We start from the raw sequence: 22,744 nt of genomic DNA on the forward strand, positions 1-22,744 counted from the left end.
CGCACTTTTTTTCGCTTGATCGTTCAGGTCATTCCCCGCTTTCATACTCCCAGCCCTTTGCGCCTGGAGTCCGCCATGCCCTTCGTCAGTCCCGACCAGACCCGTGTCGCGTTTTCCCGCGCCATGTCCGAGATGTACAAGAAAGAAGTGCCGTTGTACGGCGACTTGATGAGCCTGGTCGGCGAGGTCAATCGTCAGTGCCTCGAGCAACAGCCGGAGCTGGGCCGATCCCTGGCCCGTACCGGCGAGATCGAGCGCCTGGATGCCGAGCGCCATGGCGCGATTCGGGTCGGCACCGCTGCGGAACTGGCGACCATCGCCCGCCTGTTCGCGGTCATGGGCATGCAGCCGGTGGGTTACTACGACCTGACGTCGGCGGGGGTACCGGTGCACTCGACGGCCTTTCGGGCGGTCCACGAACAGTCACTGCAAGTGAGCCCCTTTCGCGTGTTCACCTCGCTGCTGCGCCTGGAGCTGATCGAAGACGCGGCGCTACGCGAACAGGCCCGGCAACTGTTGGAACAGCGGCAGATCTTCACCGAGCCGTGCCTAGCGTTGATCGAGCGCTTCGAGCGCGATGGCGGCCTCGATCAGGCCAGCTCCGACGCCTTCGTCGAGCAGGCCCTGGAAACCTTCCGCTGGCACCACGACGCCACGGTGACCGCAGCCCAGTATCAAAGCCTGCACGACGCCCATCGCCTGATCGCTGACGTGGTGGCCTTCAAGGGGCCGCACATCAATCACCTGACGCCGCGCACGCTGGACATCGACACGGTGCAGGCGCTGATGCCCGCTCGCGGGATCACGCCCAAGGCCGTGATCGAAGGGCCGCCACCACGTCGTCATGCCATTCTGCTGCGTCAGACCAGCTTCAAGGCGCTGCAGGAAAAAGTCGCGTTCACCGACCCAACGGCTGGCGCCGAAGGCAGCCACACCGCGCGCTTCGGCGAGATCGAGCAACGCGGCGCGGCACTGACGCCCAAGGGACGCGAACTGTACGACCGCCTGCTGAACGCTTCGCGCACCGCACTGGCCGGGTTTCCCAGCGAGACCAACGCCTCGGAATACATGCGCCTTCTGGGTGAGCAGTTCGGTGAGTTTCCCGATGACCTGACGCAGATGCGCGAGCAGGACCTGGCGTTCTTCCGCTACTTCGCCAGCGGCCAGCCGAGTGGGGGCGAAACCACACTGCAGGGACTGCTGGACAATGGTGCCATCCGCTGCGAACCGTTGGTGTACGAAGACTTCCTGCCGGTCAGCGCCGCTGGCATCTTTCAGTCCAACCTGGGCGACGATGCCCAGGCCGAATACGGTTTGGGATCGAGCCAGGAGGCGTTTCATCAGGCCTTGGGCCGCACGGTGCTCGATGAGCTCGCGCTATACGCTCAGACCCAGCAGCGCTCGCTGGACGAATGCGCCCAAGCATTGGGCCTCCCTTCGCTAGGCTGATCCCGCCCCTAACGGGCGCCGCCCACCCGGAAGCGATTCACTTCCTGACGCAGTTCCGCCGCTAGCCCTTCGAGCTCGCGAGCGGTCTGCGCCAGGTTGGAGACCACCTCGCGCTGCTCGCCATTGGTCATGGCAATGCTCTGCAGGTTGCTGCTGAGCATGGTGGCCGTGCTGCTCTGCTCCTGGGTCGCGGTGCTGATCGCATCGAACTGATGCCCCGCCGACCGACTCTGCTCATCGATCTGGGCGAGCGCCTGGGCGACCTTGGCGTTGCGGGTCAGGCCTTCGCGCATCAGCACGTTGCCCTGGTCCATGGTGCTGATGGCGTTGGCGGTTTCCTTCTGAATGCTGCCGATCATGCCGGAGATTTCGTCGGTGGCCTGGCGCGTGCGCGAGGCCAGGCTGCGCACCTCGTCGGCGACCACGGCGAAGCCACGGCCCTGCTCACCGGCACGGGCGGCTTCGATGGCAGCGTTGAGGGCCAGCAGGTTGGTCTGCTCGGCGATCGAGGTGATCACCCCGACGATGCCGCCGATTTCCTGCGAGCGCTGCCCCAGGGTGTTGATGACCCCAGCGGTGCTGTTCAGGGCGCCGGCAATCTGTTCCAGCGAATTGGATGCCTCGTCCATCGAGGCGCGGCCGATGCGGGTCTGCTGGGCGTTGTCTTGGGCCAGACGCTGGGTGTGGCCCATGTTGTCGGCGATGTCCAGGGACGTCGCACTGAATTCCTCGACCGCGCCGGCCATGCTGGAAATCTCGCCGGACTGGTGCTCCATGCCTTCATAGGCGCCCGCCGACAGGCTCGACAACGTTTGCGCGCGACCGCTGACTTCATGGGCGGCGTTGCGGATGTGCACCACCATGTTCGACAGGGCTTCACCCATGTGGTTGAAACTGCTGGCCAACTGGCCGATCTCGTCGTGGCTGGACACCTTCAGACGGGCATCCAGATCGCCCGCACCCAGCGCTTCGGCCTGGCGCACCAGTTCACCCAGCGGCCGCAGCTTGCTGCGCAATAGCCAGATCGCTGCACCCACCGCGATCAGCATCGCCAGCAGGCTGCCGATCGCCAGTTGAGTGCCGACGTTCCAGGTCACGGCATTGATTTCGGCCTTGGGCATGCTCGCCACCACACTCCAGGGTCCCCCGGTAAACGTCACCGCTTCGGAGAAGATGTCCTGCTTGCCGTCGTTCCACAGCCGACCCTTGCCATCCAGAAGCGCCAGATCGGCCAGGGTCTTGGCCGCGGCGTCCGGGTCGTTGACGTTGGCCGGCGGCACCAACCAGCGGTTCTGCTCGTCGAGCAGGGCCAGGGAGCCGGTCTCGCCGATACGGAAGCGTTGCAGGTTGGCGAACTGAGTGTTCTGCGCGTCGGTGTAGTCGAAGCCGACGAAGAGCACCGCAATCACTTGGCCCGAGCCATCACGCACGGGGGTGTATTGAGTCATGTAGGAGCGTTCGAACAGAACCGCGCGACCGATGTAGTTCTGGCCGTCGAGCAAGCGCTTGTAGGCAGGATGGGCGTGGTCGAGCACGGTGCCGATGGCGCGGCTGCCGTCCTGCTTGGTCAGCGAGGTGCTGATACGCACGAATTCGCTGCCGCTGCGCACGAAGACCGTGGCAACGCCGGCGGTGAGCTGTTTGAAGTCGTCGACTTCCGTGAAATCGTTGTTCAGCGTCTGGCTGCCCAGGCGCAGGCTTGGCGTCTGCTGGTTGCCCACGGTGACCTGCGTGCTCGGGTCCACGCTCAGTCCCCCGGCGAAGCGCTTCTCGAAGAGCCCGCTCAAGCGCTGAGTGCTGTCGCGCAAGGTGCTGTGAAACGTGCTGAGCTGGTCGGCCAGCAACCTCGCCTCGCTGGCCATGTGCTGCTCGCGGATGGCCAGGTTGGCGATGTCCAATGAGCGCAAGGCGAAGGCCGTGCTACCGGTGATGACGATCGCGAGAATCACGGCCAGGGCGATGCCCAGTTGCGTGGCGATACGAGCGCGAGGTTGCGACATGTGAAGCTCCTGAGAATCGTGTGCGTGGCAGCAGTGCCAGGGATGGTCCAGACCTGTCGAGCACTCGCCATCCTTGATCTTATTGGTACTGCTACATCGGCGATCCGAACGAATACTTGAGCACAATACTGCGGCATGACCGGCACAGGTACATTTGCGTTGCGCTGCCACAAGGCCGAGAATCCACCGTCCCATCCCCCCGCTGACCGAGCTTCATCATGCATGCCTCCATCCGTATCGAACTTCGAGCCCTGCTTCGGTTGGCGGGGCCGCTGATCGCCTCGCAACTGGCCCACATGCTGATGGTCCTGACCGATACTTTGATGATGGCACGCCTGAGCCCCGAGGCGTTGGCCGGCGGCGGCCTGGGGGCGGCCAGCTATTCCTTCGTGTCGATCTTCTGCATTGGCGTGATCGCTGCGGTCGGTACGCTGGTGTCGATCCGCAAGGGTGCCGACGACCAGCAAGGTGTGGCCCGCCTGACTCAGGCCGGGCTCTGGCTGGCCTGGGGCATGGCGGCCGTGGCGGCCGTGCTGCTGTGGAACCTGGGGCCGGTGCTGTCCATGCTCGGGCAGACCCCGGCCAACGTCGCCTTCGCTACCCAGTTCCTCCTGCTGCTGCCGTTCGCCTTGCCGGGCAACCTGAGCTTCATGGCGCTGCGCGGCTTTACCGCCGCGCTGGGTCGCGCCACGCCGGTGATGGTCATCAGCATCATCGCCACCGTGGCCAACTACCTGCTCAACCACGCGTTCATCGAAGGCATGTTCGGCTTGCCCAAGCTCGGTCTGGTGGGGATCGGTATGGTCACGGCAATCACCAGCACGCTGATGGCGATTGCCCTGGCCCTGTACATTCGCTTTCACCGTGCCTATGCGCCCTACCCGCTGCTCAAGGGGCTGGCCCGGCCAAACCTGAACGCCCTGCGCGAGTTGTGGCGGCTGGGCCTGCCGATCGGCGGCACCTATGCCGTGGAGGTCGGCCTGTTCGCCTTCGCCGCGCTGTGCATCGGCACCATGGGCACCACGCCGCTGGCTGCGCACCAGATCGCCCTGCAGATCATTTCGGTGGCCTTCATGGTGCCGGCGGGCATGTCCTATGCGGTGACCATGCGCATCGGCCAGCACTACGGCGCCGGGCACCTGCTGGCCGCGCGCCTGGCCGGGCGGGTCGGTATCAGCCTCGGCGCCGTGGTGATGCTGGGCTTCGCCCTGCTGTTCTGGCTCGCGCCGGGGCCTTTGGTCGGGGTGTTTCTGGACCGCTCCGATCCGGCCTTCCACGGTGTCATCGAGCTGGCCATCAGTCTGCTGGCCGTGGCGGCCTGGTTCGAGATGTTCGATGGCATCCAGACCATCGCCATGGGGGCCATTCGTGGCCTCAAGGACGCCAAGACCACCTTTCTGGTCGGGCTGTTCTGCTACTGGGCGATCGGTGCGCCCGCGGCCTGGAGCCTGGCGTTCCATTTCCAGCTCGGCGCGGTGGGCGTCTGGTGGGGGTTGGCGCTGGGTCTGCTGTGTTCGGCCGTTACCCTGACCCTGGCGTTCGAGTGGCGCATGCGTCGATTGCGCCGGCTGGCCACGCCTACGGCGCTGGCGACCTGACGGCCTGAGCCTGGCCGAAACGCAGGAATGCCTGCAGCTGCTCCAGGGGCAAGGGCTGACTGATCAGATAGCCCTGCACTTGGTCGCAGCCGAAATCGCGCAGCAACGCCAACTGCTCGGGCGTCTCGACGCCCTCGGCCACGACGTTCAGGTCCAGGTTGTGCGCCAGGTTGATCATGGCGTGCACCAGCTTGCTGTTTTCAGGACGTTGCTCCATACCGCTGACGAAGCTCTTGTCGATCTTGAGCAAGGCGATCGGCAGGCTGCTGAGGTGGACGAACGAAGAGAAGCCGGTGCCGAAATCGTCGAGGGAAAAGCGCACGCCCAGACGGCCCAACGCGTCCATGGTCTGCTTGACCAGATCGTTGCGGCGCATGACCGCGGTTTCGGTGAGTTCGAACTCCAGCCAGCCGGCATCGATGCCGCGCTCGGCGATCAACCGTCCCAGGGTGCTGAGCAACTGGCTGTCCTGAAACTGCCGGAACGACAGGTTGATCGCCATGTGCAAGGGTTCGAAGCCGCTTTCGCGCAAGGTCTGCATGTCGCGCAAGGCCCGTGCGATGACCCAGTAGCCCATCGGCACGATCAACCCGCTCTGCTCGGCCAGCGGCACGAACTCGCCGGGTGCGAGCACGCCACGTTCGCGATGCCGCCAGCGCACCAGGGCCTCGAGACCGACGATGGTATTGCCGCTCAGGTCCAGCCGTGGCTGGTAGTGCAGTTCCAGCTCGTCACGCCGCAGGGCGCGGCGCAGCTCGCTTTCGAGGTCGGCCAGGCTGCGCGCATGGCGGTTGATGCGTTCGTTGAACAGATGGTAGCTGCAGCCCTGGGTGCTTTTGGCCTGCTGCATGGCGATGTGCGCGTGCCACATCAGCGGGTCGGCACCGGCGCCGGCGCGGGCATGGGCGATGCCCAGGCTGCAGCCGATCAGCAGGCTCTCGCCATCGACGTAATAGGGTTCGGCCATGGCCTCGATGATGTTGGCCGCCAGGCGCTCGGCCCGTGATGGGTCGCGGCGGGTGTCGAGCAACAGGGCGAACTCGTCGCTGCCCAGGCGGGCCACCTGATCGCCCGCTTCCAGCTGCTTCTTCAGGCGTGCCACCACCTGCAGGATCAGCCGATCGCCGGCCTGGTGTCCCAGCGCATCGTTGGCATGGCGGAAGTTGTCCATGTCCAGGTGGCCCAGGGCAACGCCACGGCCTTCCTGTTCGGCCAGGCGGGCGGTGAGCAGAGTCTGGAAACCGGGACGGTTGGCGATGCCGGTCAAGGGATCCTGTTCGGCCAGGCGTTGCAGGGTGTCCTGCAGCACGCCGCGCTCGCGCGCATGGCGCAGGCAGCGGCGCAACGTATCGCTGTTGAGCTCGCCCAGCACCAGCCAGTCGCTGGCGCCGGGCGGCGGTTGCGCAGGCTCCTCGGTGAGCAGCAGCACCACCGGCAGCGCGCAGCGCCCGGGTGCCGGCAGCCGCTCGGGGGTCGCCAGCAAAAGGGTGCCGGGCTGATTGTCGAACTGCCCGGCCACCGTGTCCCAGGATGACGCTTCGATCAACGTGGCCACATCGCCCAGGGGCGCCAGGCACTCGCGCAACGACGTGGCCCAGGTGCGATCCTGGGCCAGCAGCAACAGCCGCGCGGGTTCGACAGGCGTAGACAAACGAGCTCCTTGGGACAGTTTCACAGTCATTCGATAGCGCTTAAAAACGGCCTCGGCAACAGCTCGGGCCAGACCCAATCCAAAGTACGTGTCAACGTGTAACCACATCCTGCTGCAAAGTCGACAAACCGGCAAATTTTAATGGATCTGCGGTCGCGGCACAGTTGCACCAGCGGTGCTAAAATGCGCGGCCATTTCGTCAGTGACTCCCGTCATGTCCCGACTCAATCCCCGGCAGCAAGAAGCCGTGAACTACGTCGGCGGCCCTCTTTTGGTGCTCGCCGGTGCAGGTTCCGGCAAGACCAGCGTGATTACCCGCAAGATCGCCCACCTGATCCAGAACTGCGGCATTCGTGCCCAGTACATCGTCGCCATGACCTTCACCAACAAGGCTGCGCGCGAGATGAAGGAGCGCGTCGGCACCCTGCTGCGCAGCGGCGAAGGGCGGGGTCTGACCGTGTCGACCTTCCACAACCTGGGCCTCAACGTCATCCGCAAGGAACACGCGCGGCTGGGCTTCAAGCCGGGCTTCTCGATCTTCGACGAAGCCGACGTGAAAGCGTTGATGACCGACATCATGCAAAAAGAGTACTCGGGCGAGGACGGCGTCGACGAGATCAAGAACATGATCGGCGCCTGGAAGAACGACCTGATACTGCCGCCCCAGGCCCTGGAGCAGGCTCGCAACCCCAAGGAACAGACCGCAGCCATCGTCTACAGCCATTACCAGCGCACCTTGCGCGCGTTCAACGCGGTGGACTTCGACGACCTCATCCTGCTGCCGGTGAAGCTGTTCCAGGAACATCCGGACATCCTCGAGAAGTGGCAGAACAAGGTTCGCTATCTGCTGGTGGACGAGTACCAGGACACCAACGCCAGCCAGTACCTGCTGGTGAAGCTGCTGATCGGTACGCGCAACCAGTTCACCGTGGTCGGCGACGATGACCAGTCCATCTATGCCTGGCGTGGCGCGCGCCCGGAAAACCTGATGCTGCTCAAGGACGACTACCCGTCGCTGAAAGTGGTCATGCTGGAGCAGAACTACCGCTCCACCAGCCGCATCCTGCGCTGCGCCAACGTACTCATTTCGAACAACCCGCACGCCTTCGAGAAGCAGCTGTGGAGCGAGATGGGGCACGGCGATGAAATCCGCGTGATCCGCTGCCGCAACGAGGATGCCGAAGCCGAGCGCGTGGCCGTCGAGATTCTCAGCCTGCACCTGCGCACCGACCGGCCCTACAGCGATTTCGCCATCCTCTATCGGGGCAACTACCAGGCCAAGCTCATCGAGCTGAAGTTGCAGCACCACCAGATCCCCTATCGGCTCAGTGGCGGCAACAGCTTCTTCGGGCGCCAGGAAGTGAAGGACCTGATGGCCTACTTCCGCCTCATCGTGAACCCGGACGACGACAACGCCTTCCTGCGCGTGATCAACGTGCCACGCCGGGAAATCGGTTCCACGACCCTGGAAAAGCTCGGCAACTATGCCACCGAGCGCAAGATCTCGATGTACGCGGCCACCGACGAGATCGGCCTGGGCGAGCATCTGGACGCGCGCTTCACCGATCGCCTGAGCCGCTTCAAGCGCTATATGGACAAGGTCCGCGAGCAGTGCGCCGGTGAAGACCCGATCGGGGCGCTGCGCAGCATGGTCATGGACATCGACTACGAGCAGTGGCTGCGCACCAACAGTTCCAGTGAAAAGGCCGCCGACTACCGCATGAGCAACGTGTGGTTTCTGGTCGAGGCCTTGAAGAACACCCTGGAAAAGGACGAAGACGGCGCCATGACGGTCGAGGAAGCGATCGGCAAGCTGGTGCTGCGCGACATGCTCGAACGGCAGCAGGAAGAAGAGGACGGCGCCGAGGGCGTGCAGATGATGACCCTGCATGCGTCCAAGGGCCTGGAATTTCCCTACGTGTTCATCATGGGCATGGAAGAGGAAATCCTGCCGCATCGCTCCAGCATCGAGGCTGACACCATCGAGGAAGAACGCCGCCTGGCTTACGTGGGCATCACGCGCGCGCGGCAGACCTTGGCCTTTACCTTCGCCGCCAAGCGCAAGCAGTACGGCGAGATCATCGATTGCGCACCCAGCCGCTTTCTCGATGAACTGCCGCCCGACGACCTGGCCTGGGAAGGTAACGACGACACGCCCACGGAAGTCAAAGCCGTGCGCGGCAATACCGCATTGGCCGATATCCGCGCCATGCTCAAACGCTGAATTCAACCCTGCCCGGGCCACAGCCGGCCTGCGCACATTGGTACATCGAGGAACCACCGTGGAAGCTCTGCACAAAAAGATTCGCGAAGAAGGCATCGTGCTTTCCGATCAGGTATTGAAGGTCGATGCCTTTCTCAACCACCAGATCGATCCGCTCTTGATGCAGCAGATCGGCGACGAATTCGCCCGCCGGTTCGCCGATGCCGGGATCACCAAGATCGTCACCATCGAGGCTTCGGGCATCGCCCCGGCGGTGATGGCCGGGCTGCGCCTGGGCGTGCCGGTGATCTTCGCGCGCAAGCACCAGTCGCTGACGCTGACGGAAAACCTGCTGGTGGCCTCGGTGTATTCCTTCACCAAGCAGACGGAAAGCACGGTGGCCATTTCGCCGCGTCATTTGAACAGCAACGATACCGTGCTGGTGATCGACGATTTCCTGGCCAACGGCAAAGCGTCGCAGGCGCTGATTTCGATCATCAACCAGGCCGGCGCCAAACTGGCCGGACTGGGTATCGTCATCGAGAAGTCCTTCCAGGGCGGCCGCGCCGAACTCGATGCGCAAGGCTATCGCGTGGAATCCCTGGCCCGGGTACAGTCGCTGGCCAATGGCGTCGTGACCTTCGTGGAGTGACCTGACCCACCGCGGCGCCTAGCGCGCCGGGTTTTCGGTCTCCTGCAGGGCGGCCAGTACCAGGCGCTGGTAGAGTTCCTCGCGCAACCCCTGTGGCTGGTCCAGGCCCATGCGCTGCAGGTGCAGAGGGTAGCCGCTGGCCTCGGGTGCCTCCAGCGCCGCCTTGCCCAGCTCGAGCATCTCGCTGAGCTTGAACTTGCTTTTGAGCCAGTTCAGCGCGCGCAGCAAGTCCTTTTCCTCATCGGTGAAATCGCACCCCAGCGGATACTCCGGGAACAGCGACGCGTGTCGATTGCGGATTGCCTCCAGACGCTCGCTGGTGTTGTTGGCAAAGCGCGGATCGAGCACGAAATCCTTGCTCAACTTGCCGGCGCGCTGGGCCTCGTCGATCAGGCTGGGCTGGAAGCGCGAATCGCTGATGTTGATCATCGCCTCGATCACCTCGGCATCGGTACGCCCGCGCAACTGGGCAATGCCGTACTCGGTCACGACGATGTCGCGCAGGTGCCGTGGAATCGTGCAATGGCCATAGTCCCACAGCACGTTGGAGCTGATGACACCTGCCGATTCCCGCCAACTGCGCAGGATCAGCACCGAACGTGCGCCCTCCAGGGCGTGCCCCTGAACGACGAAATTGTACTGCCCGCCAACGCCGCTGATGACCCGCCCGTCTTCGAGCTGGTCCGACACGGCCGCGCCCATCACCGTCGCCGTGAACACGGTATTGATGAACCGCGCATCGCGTCGTTGCAGACGTTTGAGCTGCTCGTCGCCATACAGCTCGTTGATGTAGCTGATCGCGGTCATGTCGAAGCGGGCCAAGCTTGCCGCCGGCATCTGCCGAAGGCGCTCGTAGAAACTGTTCGGCCCGAGAAAGAAACCGCCGTGTACCACCACCCCGTCCCGGTCCTCATCGGCGTGCAGCACACCGGCGTTTGCCGCAGCCTGGCGTGCCACGTCCGGGTAGACCTTGCGGCGTATCACCCCCGCTTCGGCGAGGGCCAGCAGGCCGTTGACGAACATCTCGCTGCAGCCATACAGGCCGGTAGCGAAGGGCTCGACGCCGCCTTCGGCCTGGATCAACGCCTGCCAGGGCGACAGGTCGAGTTCATCGAGCAACGCCCGGTAGCCGGCATTGTCGGCCTGACGCGCGAGCAGGGCGGCGCTCAGCGCATCACCCATCGCCCCGATACCGATCTGCAGCGTGCCACCGTCGCGCACCAGTGTGCTGGCATGCAGACCGATGAAATGATCCTGCACACCGACCGGCATGTTCGGCGTGGAAAACAGCGTCGACTGCTCGGCACCGTCGATCAGCAGATCGAACGCCTCGCTGTCGATCTCAGCACTGCCGGGCATGAACGGCAGGGCCTCGTGGATCTGGCCCAGAATCAGAATGGTTTCGCCGGCCGCACGACGCCTTTCGATCATCGGCAGCAGGTCCAGGGTGATGTCCGGATTGCAGCTCAGGCTCAGACGTTCGGCATTTTCGGGGTGCTGGCTGACCAGTTGCGCCACCAGATTCAGCCCCTTGGCATTGATGTCGCGCGCGGCGTGGCTGTAATTGCTGCTGATGTAGCTTTGCTGCGCCGTCGTGCTGCCCAGCAGGCTGCCCGGCTGCATGAAGAACTGTTGCACGCTGACGTTGGAGGGCAGCTCGTCACGGCGTAGGTCGGCGAGAAAGTCGAACTCGGGGTAATCGCCGAACACGCGCTCGACGAAGGGTTCGAGCAAGCGCTTCTGCAGGCCGTTGCCCAGGGGCGGGCGGCCCAGCACCAGTGCGGTATAGATCGTCAGACGCCGCTCGGGCAGGCCCTTGATGCGGGCATACAGCGCGTTGACGAAGCGGTTGGGCTTGCCCAGGCCCAGCGGCATACCCATGTGGATATGCGTGGGCAAACGCTGCAGCACCTGGTCCACGGCCACTTCGATGGAACACCGATGCACCATGCTTTGGCCTCCTGACCTGTTATTTGCAGGTTGGACCGCTATCCTATTGGGATTGTTGCACAGCTGCCGCTGCCACCGGCCGTTGAGCGAACCGACCACACCCTCCAGGACATGCCCGTGACGCTTGAACTTCGTCTTGCCACTCCCGACGATTCCGTGAGCATCTCCCGCCTGCTGATTGCCAACTCAGCCGCCAACGGTGGCACCCTGTATGGCGACTGGTCTGCAGCCGTGGTGCGCACATGGGTCGAAACGGATACGCCGATCATAGTCGCTATCGACGGCGAGCAGGTCAAAGGCGTGCTGTTCAGTGCCGAAAACGCTGACGACGCCGCACCACCCGTCAAGGCCATGTTCGCCGCCTGTCCGGCCATCGATGATGCCTACGCCTACGGCCCCATCTGCGTGGATGCTTCCATGCGCGGCCAAGGCCTGCCCAAGGCGCTCTACACAAAGCTGTGTCATTACATGGGGGAGCGCCGTGGATTGCTGTTCATCAACCGCAGCAATGTTGGCTCGCTGAAGGCCCATCAAAAACTGGGCATGGACGTCATCGCCGATTTCAAACTCGGTGATCAAGCGTTCGATGTGCTGCAAACACCTGCGAGTTGACGCTCGGAGCAGACCAGAAACTGATCAGCGCGACCGGCCGACTCAGAAATTCGCCGGCGTGGCGGCGCTGATCAAGCGGGCGGGCGTATCGAACGGGTTGCGGAAGCGATGCGGTTTGCTGCTTTCGAAGTAGTAGCTGTCGCCCTCTTCGAGCACGTAGGTGTCCTGACCGACCACCAGCTCCAGGCGCCCTTCCACCAGGATGCCGGTCTCCTCGCCCTCGTGCATGAGCATTTCCATACCGGTGTCAGCACCCGGCGGATAGACCTCGCTGAGAAAGGCGATGGCCCGGCTGGGGTGGGCCTTGCCGACCAGCTTCATGGTCACCGCGCCGTCGGAGATATCGATCAGCTCGTTGGCCTTGTAGACCACTTGGGTTGGCCGCTCGGCCTGCAGTTCTTCGGAAAAGAACTCCACCATGGACATTGGAATCCCGCCCAGCACCTTGCGCAGCGAGCTGATCGAGGGACTCACGCTGTTCTTCTCGATCATGGAAATGGTGCTGTTGGTGACGCCCGCTCGTTTGGCGAGTTCACGCTGGGACAAACCCTTGAGTTTGCGAATGGCTTGCAGTCGTTCGCCGACGTCCAATGCGAAAGCCTCCTGGAATGCTGAGCAGTTCATGATGGCCGGTATCATGGCAACAGCGTTCGGGATTTACAACACATTGGCGGGCGATGGGTCGGCCCGGGCGCATGGCGCGCCCAGACGCTGGGCTAAACGTACTGCAAGGGCACGCGGCGCAGGTTGCAGAAGATCTGGTAGGCAATGGTGCCAGCGGCGTGGGCGACGTCACTGGCCAGCACCTGCTTGCCCCACAGCTCGACCGTACTGCCGACGCCCGCCTGGGGCACATCGGTCAGGTCGACGTTGAGCATGTCCATCGATACCCGCCCCGCCAGCACGGTACGCACGCCATCGACCAGCACTGGCGTGCCATTGGGCGCCAGGCGCGGGTAACCATCGGCATAACCCATGGCCACCACGCCGATCCGGCTCGGCCGCTGGGTGACAAAGCGCGCGCCGTAGCCCACGGCCTCCCCCGCAGGCAGCTCACGCACGCTGATGACCTTGGACTGCAGCGTCATCACCGGCTGCAACTGGGCACTGGCAGAGGTCGCGGTTTCGAACGGTGTAGCCCCGTAAAGCATGATGCCGGGGCGCACCCAGTCACTGGGAATCTGCGGCCAGCCGAGCACTGCCGGGGAGTTGCGCAGGCTGATCTCGGCGCTCAGCCCCTGCCGCGCCGTGTCGAACACGGCCAGTTGCTCGGTACTGCTGGGGCAGTCCAGCTCATCGGCGCGGGCGAAATGGCTCATCAGCACGATCTTGGCCACCTTGCCGCTGGCCAGCAGGCGCTGATAGGCGGCCTGGTAATCCTTGGGATGCAGGCCGACACGGTGCATGCCCGAGTCGAGTTTCAACCAGACCTGCAACGGCTGGCTCAAGCGTGCCTGCTCGATGGCTTCCAGTTGCCACAACGAATGCACCACGCACCACAGCCCATGCTCGATGATCAATGGCAGTTCGCTGGCTTCGAAAAATCCTTCGAGCAGCAATACCGGCGCGGTGATACCCGCCGCACGCAACTGCAGGGCTTCCTCGATGCAGGCCACGGCAAACCCGTCCGCCTCGCCTTCCAGCGCCTGGGCACAACGCACCGCGCCATGCCCGTAGGCATCGGCCTTGACCACAGCCAACGCCTTCGCCCCACTCATCTGGCGTGCCAGTCGATAGTTGTGGCGCAGGGCGGAGAGGTCGATCAGGGCGCGGGCTGGACGCATGGCGGGCTTCTTTTGCAAGGTTTGAAGGGTGAAAAGTTGCAAGGACCGCCGCGCAGGGCGGCGATCCTGGACCAACAGTTACGAATGCGCCGGCGCCGACTGACCCTGACGAACCGTTTCGTGTGGCTGTCCGTAGCGCGATATGTCCAGGCCGGCGGCGCTGATCTGCGGCTTTTTACGCGCGATCAGGTCGGCAAGCAAGCGTCCCGACCCACATGCCATGGTCCAGCCCAGCGTGCCGTGACCGGTGTTGAGGAACAGATTCTTGAATGGCGTGGCACCCACGATCGGCGTGCCGTCCGGGGTGGTCGGCCGCAGCCCGGTCCAGAAGCTGGCCTGAGTCAGATCACCGCCCTGCGGGTAGAGATCATTGACGATCATTTCCAGCGTTTCGCGACGACGTGGATTCAGGCTCAGATCGAAACCGGCGATCTCGGCCATCCCGCCGACGCGAATGCGGTTGTCGAACCGGGTGATCGCCACCTTGTAGCTCTCGTCGAGAATGGTCGAGGTCGGCGCCATGGCCGCATCGGTGATCGGCACGGTCAGCGAGTAGCCCTTGAGCGGGTACACCGGTGCCCGGATGCCCAGCGGCTTGAGCAACTGCGGCGAATAGCTGCCCAGTGCCAGCACGTAGCGGTCGGCAGTTTCCAGCTTGCCGTCGATCCAGACGCCGTTGATGCGGTCGCCGGCGAAGTCCAGGCGCTCGATGGCCTGACCGAAGCGGAACTGTACACCCAGATCCCTGGCCATCTGCGCCAGGCGGGTGGTGAACATCTGGCAGTCGCCGGTCTGGTCGTTGGGCAGCCGCAGGGCGCCGGCCAGAATGCCGGTGACCGACGCCAGGGCCGGCTCGACGCGGGCGATGCCTTCGCGATCGAGCAGCTCGTAGGGCACGCCGGACTGCTCCAGCACGGCGATGTCCTTGGCGGCGTTGTCCAGTTGCGCCTGGGTGCGGAACAGCTGGGTGGTGCCCAGGGTCCGGCCTTCGTAGGCGATGCCGGTCTCGGCGCGCAGCTCGTCGAGGCAGTCGCGGCTGTACTCGGACAGGCGCACCATGCGCTCCTTGTTCACCGCATAACGGCTGGCGGTGCAATTGCGCAGCATCTGCGCCATCCACAGGTACTGATCGACATCGCCGGTCAGCTTGATCGCCAGCGGTGAGTGACGCTCCAGCAGCCATTTGATGGCCTTGAGCGGCACGCCCGGCGCCGCCCAGGGCGACGCATAACCCGGCGAAACCTGCCCGGCATTGGCGAAGCTGGTTTCCATGGCGACGGCCGGCTGGCGATCGACCACGGTCACTTCCATGCCTTGCCGGGCCAGATAATAGGCACTGACGGTGCCGATCACACCACTACCGAGTACCAGAACGCGCATGTGTGTCGCCCTCATCGCGGAAATCCGCTGACGTAAGATGTTAGGTCCGAAGATGTGGGCAGTATAAAAAGGTCGAGCCAGTGCTTTTCACTGTATGCAAGGCTATATTTGGCGAGAATTCTCGGCCATTGACGCTTTAACGGAGGGGCATCGCCTGTGCGTACCCAGCACCAGAGCAAACGCGAACTCGACAAGATCGACCGCAATATCCTGCGCATCCTGCAGGCTGACGGGCGCATGTCGTTCACCGAACTGGGCGAGAAGGTCGGCCTGTCCACCACACCCTGCACCGAACGAGTCCGCCGTCTGGAGCGCGAAGGCATCATCATGGGGTATTACGCCCGGCTCAATCCGCAGCATTTGCGCGGAAGCCTGCTGGTGTTCGTCGAGATCAGCCTGGACTACAAGTCGGGCGACACCTTCGAGGAATTTCGCCGCGCGGTGCTCAAACTGCCCCACGTGCTGGAGTGCCATCTGGTGTCGGGTGACTTCGACTATCTGGTCAAGGCACGCATTTCCGAAATGGCCTCCTACCGCAAGCTGCTGGGCGACATCCTCTTGAAACTGCCCCATGTGCGCGAATCCAAGAGCTACATCGTCATGGAAGAAGTGAAGGAGAGCTTGAACCTGCCGGTGCCGGACTGACCCGGCAATGCTTCAGACCAGCACCTGGCGAGTGCTGGCGATCAGCTTGTGCACCTGATGCTCCACGGCGGGGTCGATCATCTCCACCGGGCGTCGCCCATTGGGGCATGGCAGCGTGGGCGTGGTTCCGAACAGCCGGCAGATCAGCGGGCGCTCTTCATACACCGTGCAACCCTGTGGCCCCAGGTGCACGCAGTCGAACCGGGCCAGCGCGGCCTCCTGTTCGGCAGCCGTCTTGCGCGGCAGGCGCGCCATTTCCTCGGATGAGGTGGTCACCGGCCCGCAGCAGTCATGGCATCCCGGCACGCATTCGAACGAAGGAATCTGCTCGCGCAGGAAACGAAGCTTGTGGCTGTTGCAGCTCATGACGGTCACCGCGTGGACGAGGCGCCATTGTGCCGCGCGGTTGCCGCCATGGGAAACCCCGGCTTATGCTGCGTCGAATTTTCCGTACACCCCTTTCAAACCATTGCTACCAGGACCACTCACATGAACGCTCGCGCCGAGCACGCCGCCTCGTACTACGCCGCCAGTCTGCATCGGCAGCCGGTATACCCGCCCTTGCAGGGCGAGATCAGCGTCGATGTGTGCGTGGTAGGCGGTGGCTTCTCCGGGCTGAACACCGCGATCGAACTGGCGCAGCGGGGGTTCAGCGTGGCCCTGCTCGAAGCCCACCAGATTGGCTGGGGTGCCAGCGGGCGCAACGGTGGGCAACTGATTCGCGGCGTCGGCCACGATCTGGAACAGTTTCGCAAGATCATTGGCGACGACGGTGTGCGCGACCTGACCTTGATGGGGTTGGAAGCGGTCGAGATCGTCCGCCAGCGGGTCGACCGCCATGGTATCGAGTGCGACCTGACCTGGGGCTACTGCGATCTGGCCAACAAGCCAGCTCAGCTGCAGGGGTTCGTCGAAGACGCAGAAGCCCTGCGCAGCCTGGGCTACGCTCACGAGTTGCAAATCGTCGAGGCGCAGGACATGCACAGCGTGGTCGGCTCGGATCGCTACCACGGCGGCCTGGTCGACATGGGCTCCGGCCACCTGCATCCGTTGAACCTGGCTCTGGGCGAAGCCGAAGTGGCGCGGCAGCTAGGTGTACAGCTCTTCGAACAGTCGCGGGTGACGCGTATCGAGTATGGCCCGCAAGTGCGTGTGCACACCGCTCAAGGCCAGGCGCGGGCACGCTTCCTGGTGCTGGGCTGCAACGCCTACCTGAGCGACCTCAACCCGCAGCTGAGCGGCAAGGTGCTGCCGGCCGGCAGCTACATCATCGCCACCGAGCCTCTGGATGCCGAACAGGCACGGCAGCTGCTGCCCCGCAACATGGCGGTGTGCGACCAGCGGGTGACGGTGGACTACTATCGACTGTCCGCCGATCGGCGCCTGCTGTTCGGCGGCGCCTGTCACTACTCGGGGCGCGATCCCAAGGACATCGCCGAATACATGCGGCCCAAGATGCTCGATGTGTTCCCGCAACTGGCCAATGTGCGCATCGACTATCAATGGGGCGGCATGATCGGCATCGGCGCCAACCGTCTGCCGCAGATCGGCAGGCTCAAGGAGCAGCCCAACGTGTTCTATGCCCAGGCCTATTCCGGGCACGGGCTGAACGTCACGCACCTGGCGGGCAAACTGCTCGGCGAAGCCATCAGTGGCCAGGCCAGCCGCGGCTTCGACCTGTTCGCCAAAGTGCCGCACATGACCTTTCCCGGCGGCCGCTACCTGCGCTCGCCCCTGCTGGCGCTGGGCATGCTCTGGCACCGGTTCAAGGAGCTGGGCTAGACCGCTTCGCTACGAACGCCAGAACGGCTTCAGGCCTTCGCGGCGGGCCTGCTGCGCATCCAGGCCGATATCGCGCAACTGATCCTCGTCCAGTTCGAGCAGGGCCGGACGCGTGCGCAAGTGATGCAGCATCAGCGCCCAACGCCCCAGGCCTGCTGGTGCGCACGGCGTGCGCGTGCGCAGCTTCGGCTCTTCCAGCAATTCTTCGGTGCGCAGCAGCAGACGTACATCGCTCAAGCCGTTCATGGCCTTTCTCCTTGAAGTGTTTGGACAGCAAGGCCATGGTGCCGCAGCTGACACCGCTTAATACAGATTCAAAAAGCGTTTATGTTTTTAATACAGAAGGCTGACCTGAACGTCTGAATGCTGTATTTTCCACGCATCTGTATGGTCATCAGCTCGAGCACATCCATGACGCTGTACATGAACCTCGCCCAGCTGCTCAGCCAGCGCATCGAACAAGGCCTCTACCGCCCTGGCGATCGCCTGCCGTCAGTGCGCGCCCTGAGCATCGAGCACGGCGTCAGCCTGAGCACCGTGCAGCAAGCCTATCGCCAGCTCGAAGACCACGGCTTGGCCGCGCCCCGGCCCAAATCCGGCTATTTCGTGCCCACCGCCCGCGAACTGCCGGCACTGCCCGCCGTGGGCCGCCCCATGCAGCGCCCCGTGGACATCTCGCAGTGGGACCAGGTCGTCGAACTGATGCGTGCCGCGCCGCGCGATGACGTGGTGCAACTGGGCCGGGGCATGCCCGACGTCAGCAGCCCGACCCTGCGGCCGTTGCTGCGCGAGCTGGCCCGCCTGAGTCGGCACCAGGCGATGCCGGGCCTGTACTACGACTCTCTGTATGGAACCCAAGCCCTGCGCGAACAGATCGCCCGGCTTCTGGTGGATGCCGGCTGCCGATTGGGCATTGGTGAACTGGTCGTCACCACCGGCTGCCATGAAGCGCTGTCGGCCAGCATCCGCGCCATCTGCGAGCCCGGCGATATCGTCGCCGTGGACTCCCCCAGCTTCTTCGGCGCCATGCAGACCCTCAAGGGCCTGGGCATGAAGGCCCTGGAAATCCCGACCGACCCGCTCACCGGCATCAGCCTGCAAGCACTGGAGCTGGCGTTGGAACAGTGGCCGATCAAGGCCATACAGTTGACGCCCAATTGCAACAACCCGTTGGGCTACGTGATGCCCGAAGCTCGCAAGCGTGCCCTGCTGACTCTCGCGCAACGCTTTGACGTGGCCATCATCGAGGACGATGTGTATGGCGACCTGGCCTTCAGCTATCCCCGTCCGCGCACCATCAAGTCGTTCGACGAAGACGGTCGCGTGCTGTTGTGCAGTTCGTTCTCCAAGACCCTGGCCCCCGGCCTGCGCATCGGCTTCGTCGCCCCCGGCCGCTACCTGGAGCGGGTGCTGCACATGAAGTACATCGGCACCGGTTCGACCTCGACGCAGCCGCAGCTGGCGATCGCCGAGTTCATCAAGGGTGGTCATTACGAACCGCACCTGCGCCGCATGCGCACCCAGTACCAGCGCAGCCGCGACCTGATGATCGACTGGGTCACCCGCTACTTTCCCGTCGGTACCCGCTGCAGCCGTCCCCAGGGTGGCTTCATGCTGTGGGTCGAACTGCCCGAGGGCTTCGATACCCTCAAGCTCAACCGCCTGCTGCTCGACCGGGGCGTACAGATCGCCGTGGGCAGTATCTTTTCGGCGTCGGGCAAGTACCGTAACTGCCTGCGCATGAACTTCGCCAGCAAGCCTTCGCCCGACATCGAGGCCGCCGTACGTACCGTGGGTACCTGCGCTCGGCAGCTGCTTGCGGATAATCCGCACTCCGATGCCGACCTTTGAGCCCATGCCAAGGTCGAACGGCACGCCCGCCCTCCCTGCAAGGATGATCGCTTTGCCCTGCCCCAGGCTGTTACCGCTGCTGTTGACCCTGATCCTCGCCCTGCAAGGCTGTGCCAGCGTGAATGCGCCGCGTGAATACAGCGAAATGCTCCCGGCCGAACAATCGGCCTTCGGCAGGTCGGTGCAGGCCCAGGTGCAGGCCCATCATGGCCAGTCGGGCTTCCGACTGCTGTCGAGCAGTGACGAGGCCTTTCGCGCACGTGCCGAGCTGATCCGCAATGCCCAGGTCAGCCTCGACCTGCAGTACTACATTGTCCACGACGGTTTCAGCACCCGCGCCCTGGTCGACGAACTGCTCAAGGCCGCCGACCGCGGCGTGCGCGTACGCATCCTGCTGGACGACACCACCAGTGATGGCCTGGACAAGACCATCGCCACCCTCGCCGCGCATCACAACATCCAGATCCGCCTGTTCAACCCCACCCACCTGGGTCGCTCGACCGGCGCCACGCGCGCGGTGGGCCGCCTGCTGCAACTGTCTCGGCAGCACCGGCGCATGCACAACAAGCTGTGGCTGGCCGACAACAGCGTGGCTATCGTCGGCGGACGCAATCTGGGCGACGAATACTTCGACGCCGAGCCGGACATGAACTTCACAGACATCGACCTGCTGGGCTTCGGGCCGGTCGCCCAGCAACTGGGCTACAGCTTCGATCAGTACTGGAACAGTGCGCTGAGCCAGCCGATTGCCAATTTTCTGTTCACGGTGCCGACGGCCAAACACCTGGCCGCGTCGCGGGTGCGCCTGGAAAAGTCCCTAACCACCTCGCGAAGCCAGCATCACGCCCTCTATGAACGCTTGATGACCTACCAGAGCGCGCCACAGCTGGACGTCTGGCGGCGCCAGTTGATCTGGGCCTGGGGCCAGGCACTGTGGGATGCACCCACCAAGGTGCTGGCCCGAGGCGAGCCCGACCCCCACCTGCTGCTGACCACGCAGCTTGCCCCGGAGCTGACCCAGGTCAAGCATGAACTGATGCTGATCTCCGCCTACTTCGTGCCGGGCAAAGCCGGCCGCGACTATCTCACCGGACGCGCCGATGCCGGTGTCGACGTCAGCCTGCTGACCAATTCCCTGGAAGCGACCGACGTACCTGCGGTACACGGCGGCTACGTGCCCTACCGCAAGAACTTGCTCGAGCACGGAGTGAAGCTGTTCGAGCTGCGTCGCCAGCCGGGTGACGATGCGGGTGGCACATTGAGCTTCAGTGGCAGTTCCGATTCCAGCCTGCACAGCAAGGCGATGATCTTCGACGAGCGCAAGTCCTTCATCGGCTCGTTCAATTTCGACCCGCGTTCGGTGCTGTGGAACACCGAGGTCGGCGTGCTGGTGGACAGCCCGGAACTGGCGGCGCAGATGCGCCACCTGGCCCGTGAGGGCATGTCGCCTGCACGCAGCTACCAGGTGCGCCTGGAAAATGGCCAGGTGGTGTGGGACACCGAGGACCACCAGCAGATGCACACCCTGTACCGAGAACCGGGTGACTGGTGGCGGCGGCTGAATGCGTGGGCCAGTGAAGTGATCGGGCTGGAGAAGATGCTTTGATCCACCAGCCCGACCGGCAGTGAGTCAGAGCTTGATCCAGGTGGCCTTCAGTTCGGTGTATTTGTCGAACGCATGCAGCGACTTGTCACGACCATTGCCCGACTGCTTGAACCCACCGAACGGCGCAGTCATGTCGCCACCGTCGTACTGGTTGACCCACACGCTGCCGGCGCGCAGCGCCTTGGCCGTCAGGTGCGCCTTGGAGATGTCCGCGGTCCATACCGCTGCGGCAAGGCCGTAGGCGCTGTCATTGGCGATGCTGACCGCCTCTTCGGCAGTGTCGAAGGTAAGCACCGACAGCACCGGCCCGAAAATCTCTTCCTGGGCGATCTTCATGGCATTGGTCACGCCATCGAAGATGGTCGGTTCGACGTAAGTGCCGCCCGTTTCCTCAAGGATGCGCTTGCCACCCACCAGCAAGGTGGCACCGCCTTCCTGACCGGCGCTGATGTAGGACAGCACCGTGTTCATCTGCTGGGTGTCCACCAAAGCACCGACATTGGTCGCCGGGTCCAAAGGGTTGCCTGGCTTCCAGGCCTTGAGTGCCTCGACCACCATGGGCAGGAAGCGCTCCTTGACCGAACGCTCCACCAGCAGGCGCGAGCCAGCCGTGCAGACTTCGCCCTGATTGAAGGCAATGGCGCTGGCTGCCGAATCGGCCGCCGCCTGCAGATCAGGTGCATCGGCGAACACGATGTTGGGGCTCTTGCCGCCCGCCTCCAGCCAGACGCGCTTCATGTTCGACTCGCCAGCGTAGATCATCAGTTGCTTGGCGATCCTGGTGGAACCGGTGAAGACCACGGTGTCCACGTCCATGTGCAGGGCCAGTGCCTTGCCGACCGTGTGGCCATGGCCCGGCAGCACATTGAGCACGCCCTTGGGAATGCCCGCCTCGATCGCCAACTGTGCGATGCGGATGGCGGTCAATGGGGATTTCTCCGACGGCTTGAGGATCACCGAGTTGCCCGTGGCCAGGGCCGGCCCCAGCTTCCAGCAGGCCATCATCAGAGGGAAATTCCACGGCACCACTGCGGCCACCACGCCGACGGCTTCACGCGTGACCAGCCCCAATTGGTTGTGCGGGGTCGGAGCGACCTCGTCGTAGACCTTGTCGATGGCTTCGCCGCTCCAGGCCAGGGCATTGGCCGAACCGGGTACGTCGATGTTCAGCGAATCACTGATCGGCTTGCCCATGTCCAGCGTTTCCAGAAGCGCCAGCTCCTCGGCATGCTCGCGCAACAACCCGGCGAAACGAATCAGGGTGGCCTTGCGCTTGGCCGGCGCGGCCTTGGCCCAGACGCCTTCGTTGAACGTGGCGCGGGCATTCTCGACCGCGCGCTGGGCGTCGTCAGCGTCGCAGCTGGCCACCTGGGCCAGCAGTCTACCGTCGACGGGGCTTACGCATTCGAAGGTCTGGCCCGACACGGCGTCGGTGTATTCGCCGTTGATGAACGCGCGCCCTTCGATCTTCAGCTGCTGGGCACGTTGTTCCCAGTCAGCGCGAGTCAGAGTGGTCATACGGATCTCCTGTGATTGAATGCAAAGCCCGGCCGTGCAAGGCTGAGCGGGGTGACATCGAAC

At 64.0% G+C, this 22,744-nt stretch carries 18 protein-coding genes and 1 pseudogene; 9 read left to right on the forward strand and 10 right to left on the reverse strand.

All coding sequences use genetic code 11. From position 1 onward, the window contains the following. The first annotated feature begins 75 nt into the window (after positions 1 to 75). Positions 76 to 1,449 (forward strand): 2-oxoadipate dioxygenase/decarboxylase HglS, encoded by a 1,374-nt coding sequence (hglS, locus tag AC788_RS09105; RefSeq protein ID WP_049860341.1) that lies wholly within the window; start codon positions 76 to 78, stop codon positions 1,447 to 1,449. A gap of 8 nt (positions 1,450 to 1,457) precedes the next feature. On the opposite strand, the gene AC788_RS22205 is transcribed toward hglS, so the two are convergent. Then, a complete protein-coding gene (locus AC788_RS22205) occupies positions 1,458 to 2,333 on the reverse strand; it encodes a methyl-accepting chemotaxis protein (RefSeq protein ID WP_376787070.1) in 876 nt (291 codons plus the stop codon). Beyond that, a pseudogene (locus AC788_RS22210) lies at positions 2,328 to 3,644 on the reverse strand (Cache 3/Cache 2 fusion domain-containing protein); the annotation flags it as partial. The pseudogene AC788_RS22210 and the gene AC788_RS22205, both read right to left, overlap by 6 nt. Before the next feature lie 23 nt (positions 3,645 to 3,667). Here AC788_RS22210 and AC788_RS09115 point away from each other — a divergent pair. Then, complete coding sequence (locus AC788_RS09115) at positions 3,668 to 5,047, forward strand: NorM family multidrug efflux MATE transporter (RefSeq protein WP_049860343.1); 1,380 nt, start codon at positions 3,668 to 3,670, stop codon at positions 5,045 to 5,047. Here the strand turns inward: AC788_RS09115 and AC788_RS09120 are convergent. Further along, positions 5,028 to 6,698 (reverse strand): putative bifunctional diguanylate cyclase/phosphodiesterase, encoded by a 1,671-nt coding sequence (locus AC788_RS09120; protein WP_049860344.1) that lies wholly within the window; start codon positions 6,696 to 6,698, stop codon positions 5,028 to 5,030. The genes AC788_RS09115 and AC788_RS09120 overlap by 20 nt on opposite strands. 214 nt (positions 6,699 to 6,912) lie before the next feature. On the opposite strand from AC788_RS09120, the gene rep reads away from it, so the two are divergent. After that, on the forward strand, positions 6,913 to 8,922 hold the full coding sequence (gene rep / locus AC788_RS09125; RefSeq protein WP_049860345.1) for a DNA helicase Rep: 2,010 nt from the start codon (positions 6,913 to 6,915) through the stop codon (positions 8,920 to 8,922). 58 nt (positions 8,923 to 8,980) lie between these two features. Continuing rightward, the gene (locus tag AC788_RS09130; RefSeq protein ID WP_049860346.1) at positions 8,981 to 9,553 is read left to right on the forward strand and encodes a xanthine phosphoribosyltransferase; all 573 of its coding nucleotides are present in this window, start codon (positions 8,981 to 8,983) and stop codon (positions 9,551 to 9,553) included. A gap of 18 nt (positions 9,554 to 9,571) precedes the next feature. Here the strand turns inward: AC788_RS09130 and AC788_RS09135 are convergent, their stop codons facing one another. Then, the gene (locus tag AC788_RS09135) at positions 9,572 to 11,503 is read right to left on the reverse strand and encodes an acetyl-CoA hydrolase/transferase C-terminal domain-containing protein (RefSeq protein ID WP_049860347.1); all 1,932 of its coding nucleotides are present in this window, start codon (positions 11,501 to 11,503) and stop codon (positions 9,572 to 9,574) included. A gap of 117 nt (positions 11,504 to 11,620) precedes the next feature. Between AC788_RS09135 and AC788_RS09140 the strand changes: the two genes are divergently transcribed. Then, positions 11,621 to 12,115 (forward strand): GNAT family N-acetyltransferase, encoded by a 495-nt coding sequence (locus AC788_RS09140; protein WP_049860348.1) that lies wholly within the window; start codon positions 11,621 to 11,623, stop codon positions 12,113 to 12,115. Between the two features lie 42 nt (positions 12,116 to 12,157). Here AC788_RS09140 and AC788_RS09145 read toward each other — a convergent pair whose 3' ends face one another. The 3 genes from AC788_RS09145 to dadA form a co-directional block, all read right to left on the reverse strand. Then, a complete protein-coding gene (locus AC788_RS09145) occupies positions 12,158 to 12,706 on the reverse strand; it encodes a cupin domain-containing protein (RefSeq protein WP_049860349.1) in 549 nt (182 codons plus the stop codon). A 125-nt stretch (positions 12,707 to 12,831) separates the two neighbouring features. Beyond that, positions 12,832 to 13,899, reverse strand: a complete 1,068-nt coding sequence (alr, locus tag AC788_RS09150; protein WP_049860350.1) for an alanine racemase — start codon at positions 13,897 to 13,899, stop codon at positions 12,832 to 12,834. A gap of 78 nt (positions 13,900 to 13,977) precedes the next feature. Beyond that, positions 13,978 to 15,279: a D-amino acid dehydrogenase gene (dadA, locus tag AC788_RS09155; protein ID WP_049860351.1), complete on the reverse strand. Its 1,302-nt coding sequence runs from the start codon at positions 15,277 to 15,279 to the stop codon at positions 13,978 to 13,980. 156 nt (positions 15,280 to 15,435) lie between these two features. Here dadA and AC788_RS09160 point away from each other — a divergent pair, with 156 nt between their 5' ends. Further along, positions 15,436 to 15,924, forward strand: coding sequence for an Lrp/AsnC ligand binding domain-containing protein (locus AC788_RS09160; protein ID WP_043192202.1), 489 nt, complete (start codon positions 15,436 to 15,438; stop codon positions 15,922 to 15,924). A 12-nt stretch (positions 15,925 to 15,936) separates the two neighbouring features. On the opposite strand, the gene AC788_RS09165 is transcribed toward AC788_RS09160, so the two are convergent. Continuing rightward, the gene (locus AC788_RS09165; protein WP_049860352.1) at positions 15,937 to 16,290 is read right to left on the reverse strand and encodes a YkgJ family cysteine cluster protein; all 354 of its coding nucleotides are present in this window, start codon (positions 16,288 to 16,290) and stop codon (positions 15,937 to 15,939) included. A 123-nt stretch (positions 16,291 to 16,413) separates the two neighbouring features. On the opposite strand from AC788_RS09165, the gene AC788_RS09170 reads away from it, so the two are divergent. Then, complete coding sequence (locus AC788_RS09170; RefSeq protein WP_049860353.1) at positions 16,414 to 17,706, forward strand: NAD(P)/FAD-dependent oxidoreductase; 1,293 nt, start codon at positions 16,414 to 16,416, stop codon at positions 17,704 to 17,706. Positions 17,707 to 17,715: 9 nt separating this feature from the next. On the opposite strand, the gene AC788_RS09175 is transcribed toward AC788_RS09170, so the two are convergent. Then, positions 17,716 to 17,952, reverse strand: coding sequence for a DUF1127 domain-containing protein (locus tag AC788_RS09175; protein ID WP_049860354.1), 237 nt, complete (start codon positions 17,950 to 17,952; stop codon positions 17,716 to 17,718). Between the two features lie 165 nt (positions 17,953 to 18,117). On the opposite strand from AC788_RS09175, the gene AC788_RS09180 reads away from it, so the two are divergent. Together AC788_RS09180 and AC788_RS09185 are read left to right on the forward strand one after the other, a co-directional pair. Beyond that, positions 18,118 to 19,557, forward strand: coding sequence for an aminotransferase-like domain-containing protein (locus tag AC788_RS09180; RefSeq protein WP_049860545.1), 1,440 nt, complete (start codon positions 18,118 to 18,120; stop codon positions 19,555 to 19,557). A 43-nt stretch (positions 19,558 to 19,600) separates the two neighbouring features. After that, the gene (locus AC788_RS09185; protein ID WP_049860355.1) at positions 19,601 to 21,163 is read left to right on the forward strand and encodes a phospholipase D family protein; all 1,563 of its coding nucleotides are present in this window, start codon (positions 19,601 to 19,603) and stop codon (positions 21,161 to 21,163) included. Between the two features lie 24 nt (positions 21,164 to 21,187). On the opposite strand, the gene AC788_RS09190 is transcribed toward AC788_RS09185, so the two are convergent. Further along, complete coding sequence (locus AC788_RS09190; protein WP_049860356.1) at positions 21,188 to 22,681, reverse strand: aldehyde dehydrogenase; 1,494 nt, start codon at positions 22,679 to 22,681, stop codon at positions 21,188 to 21,190. Positions 22,682 to 22,744: the final 63 nt, after the last annotated feature.

This window comes from Pseudomonas sp. RIT-PI-a, from assembly GCF_001187875.1.
GTDB lineage: Bacteria > Pseudomonadota > Gammaproteobacteria > Pseudomonadales > Pseudomonadaceae > Aquipseudomonas > Aquipseudomonas coleopterorum.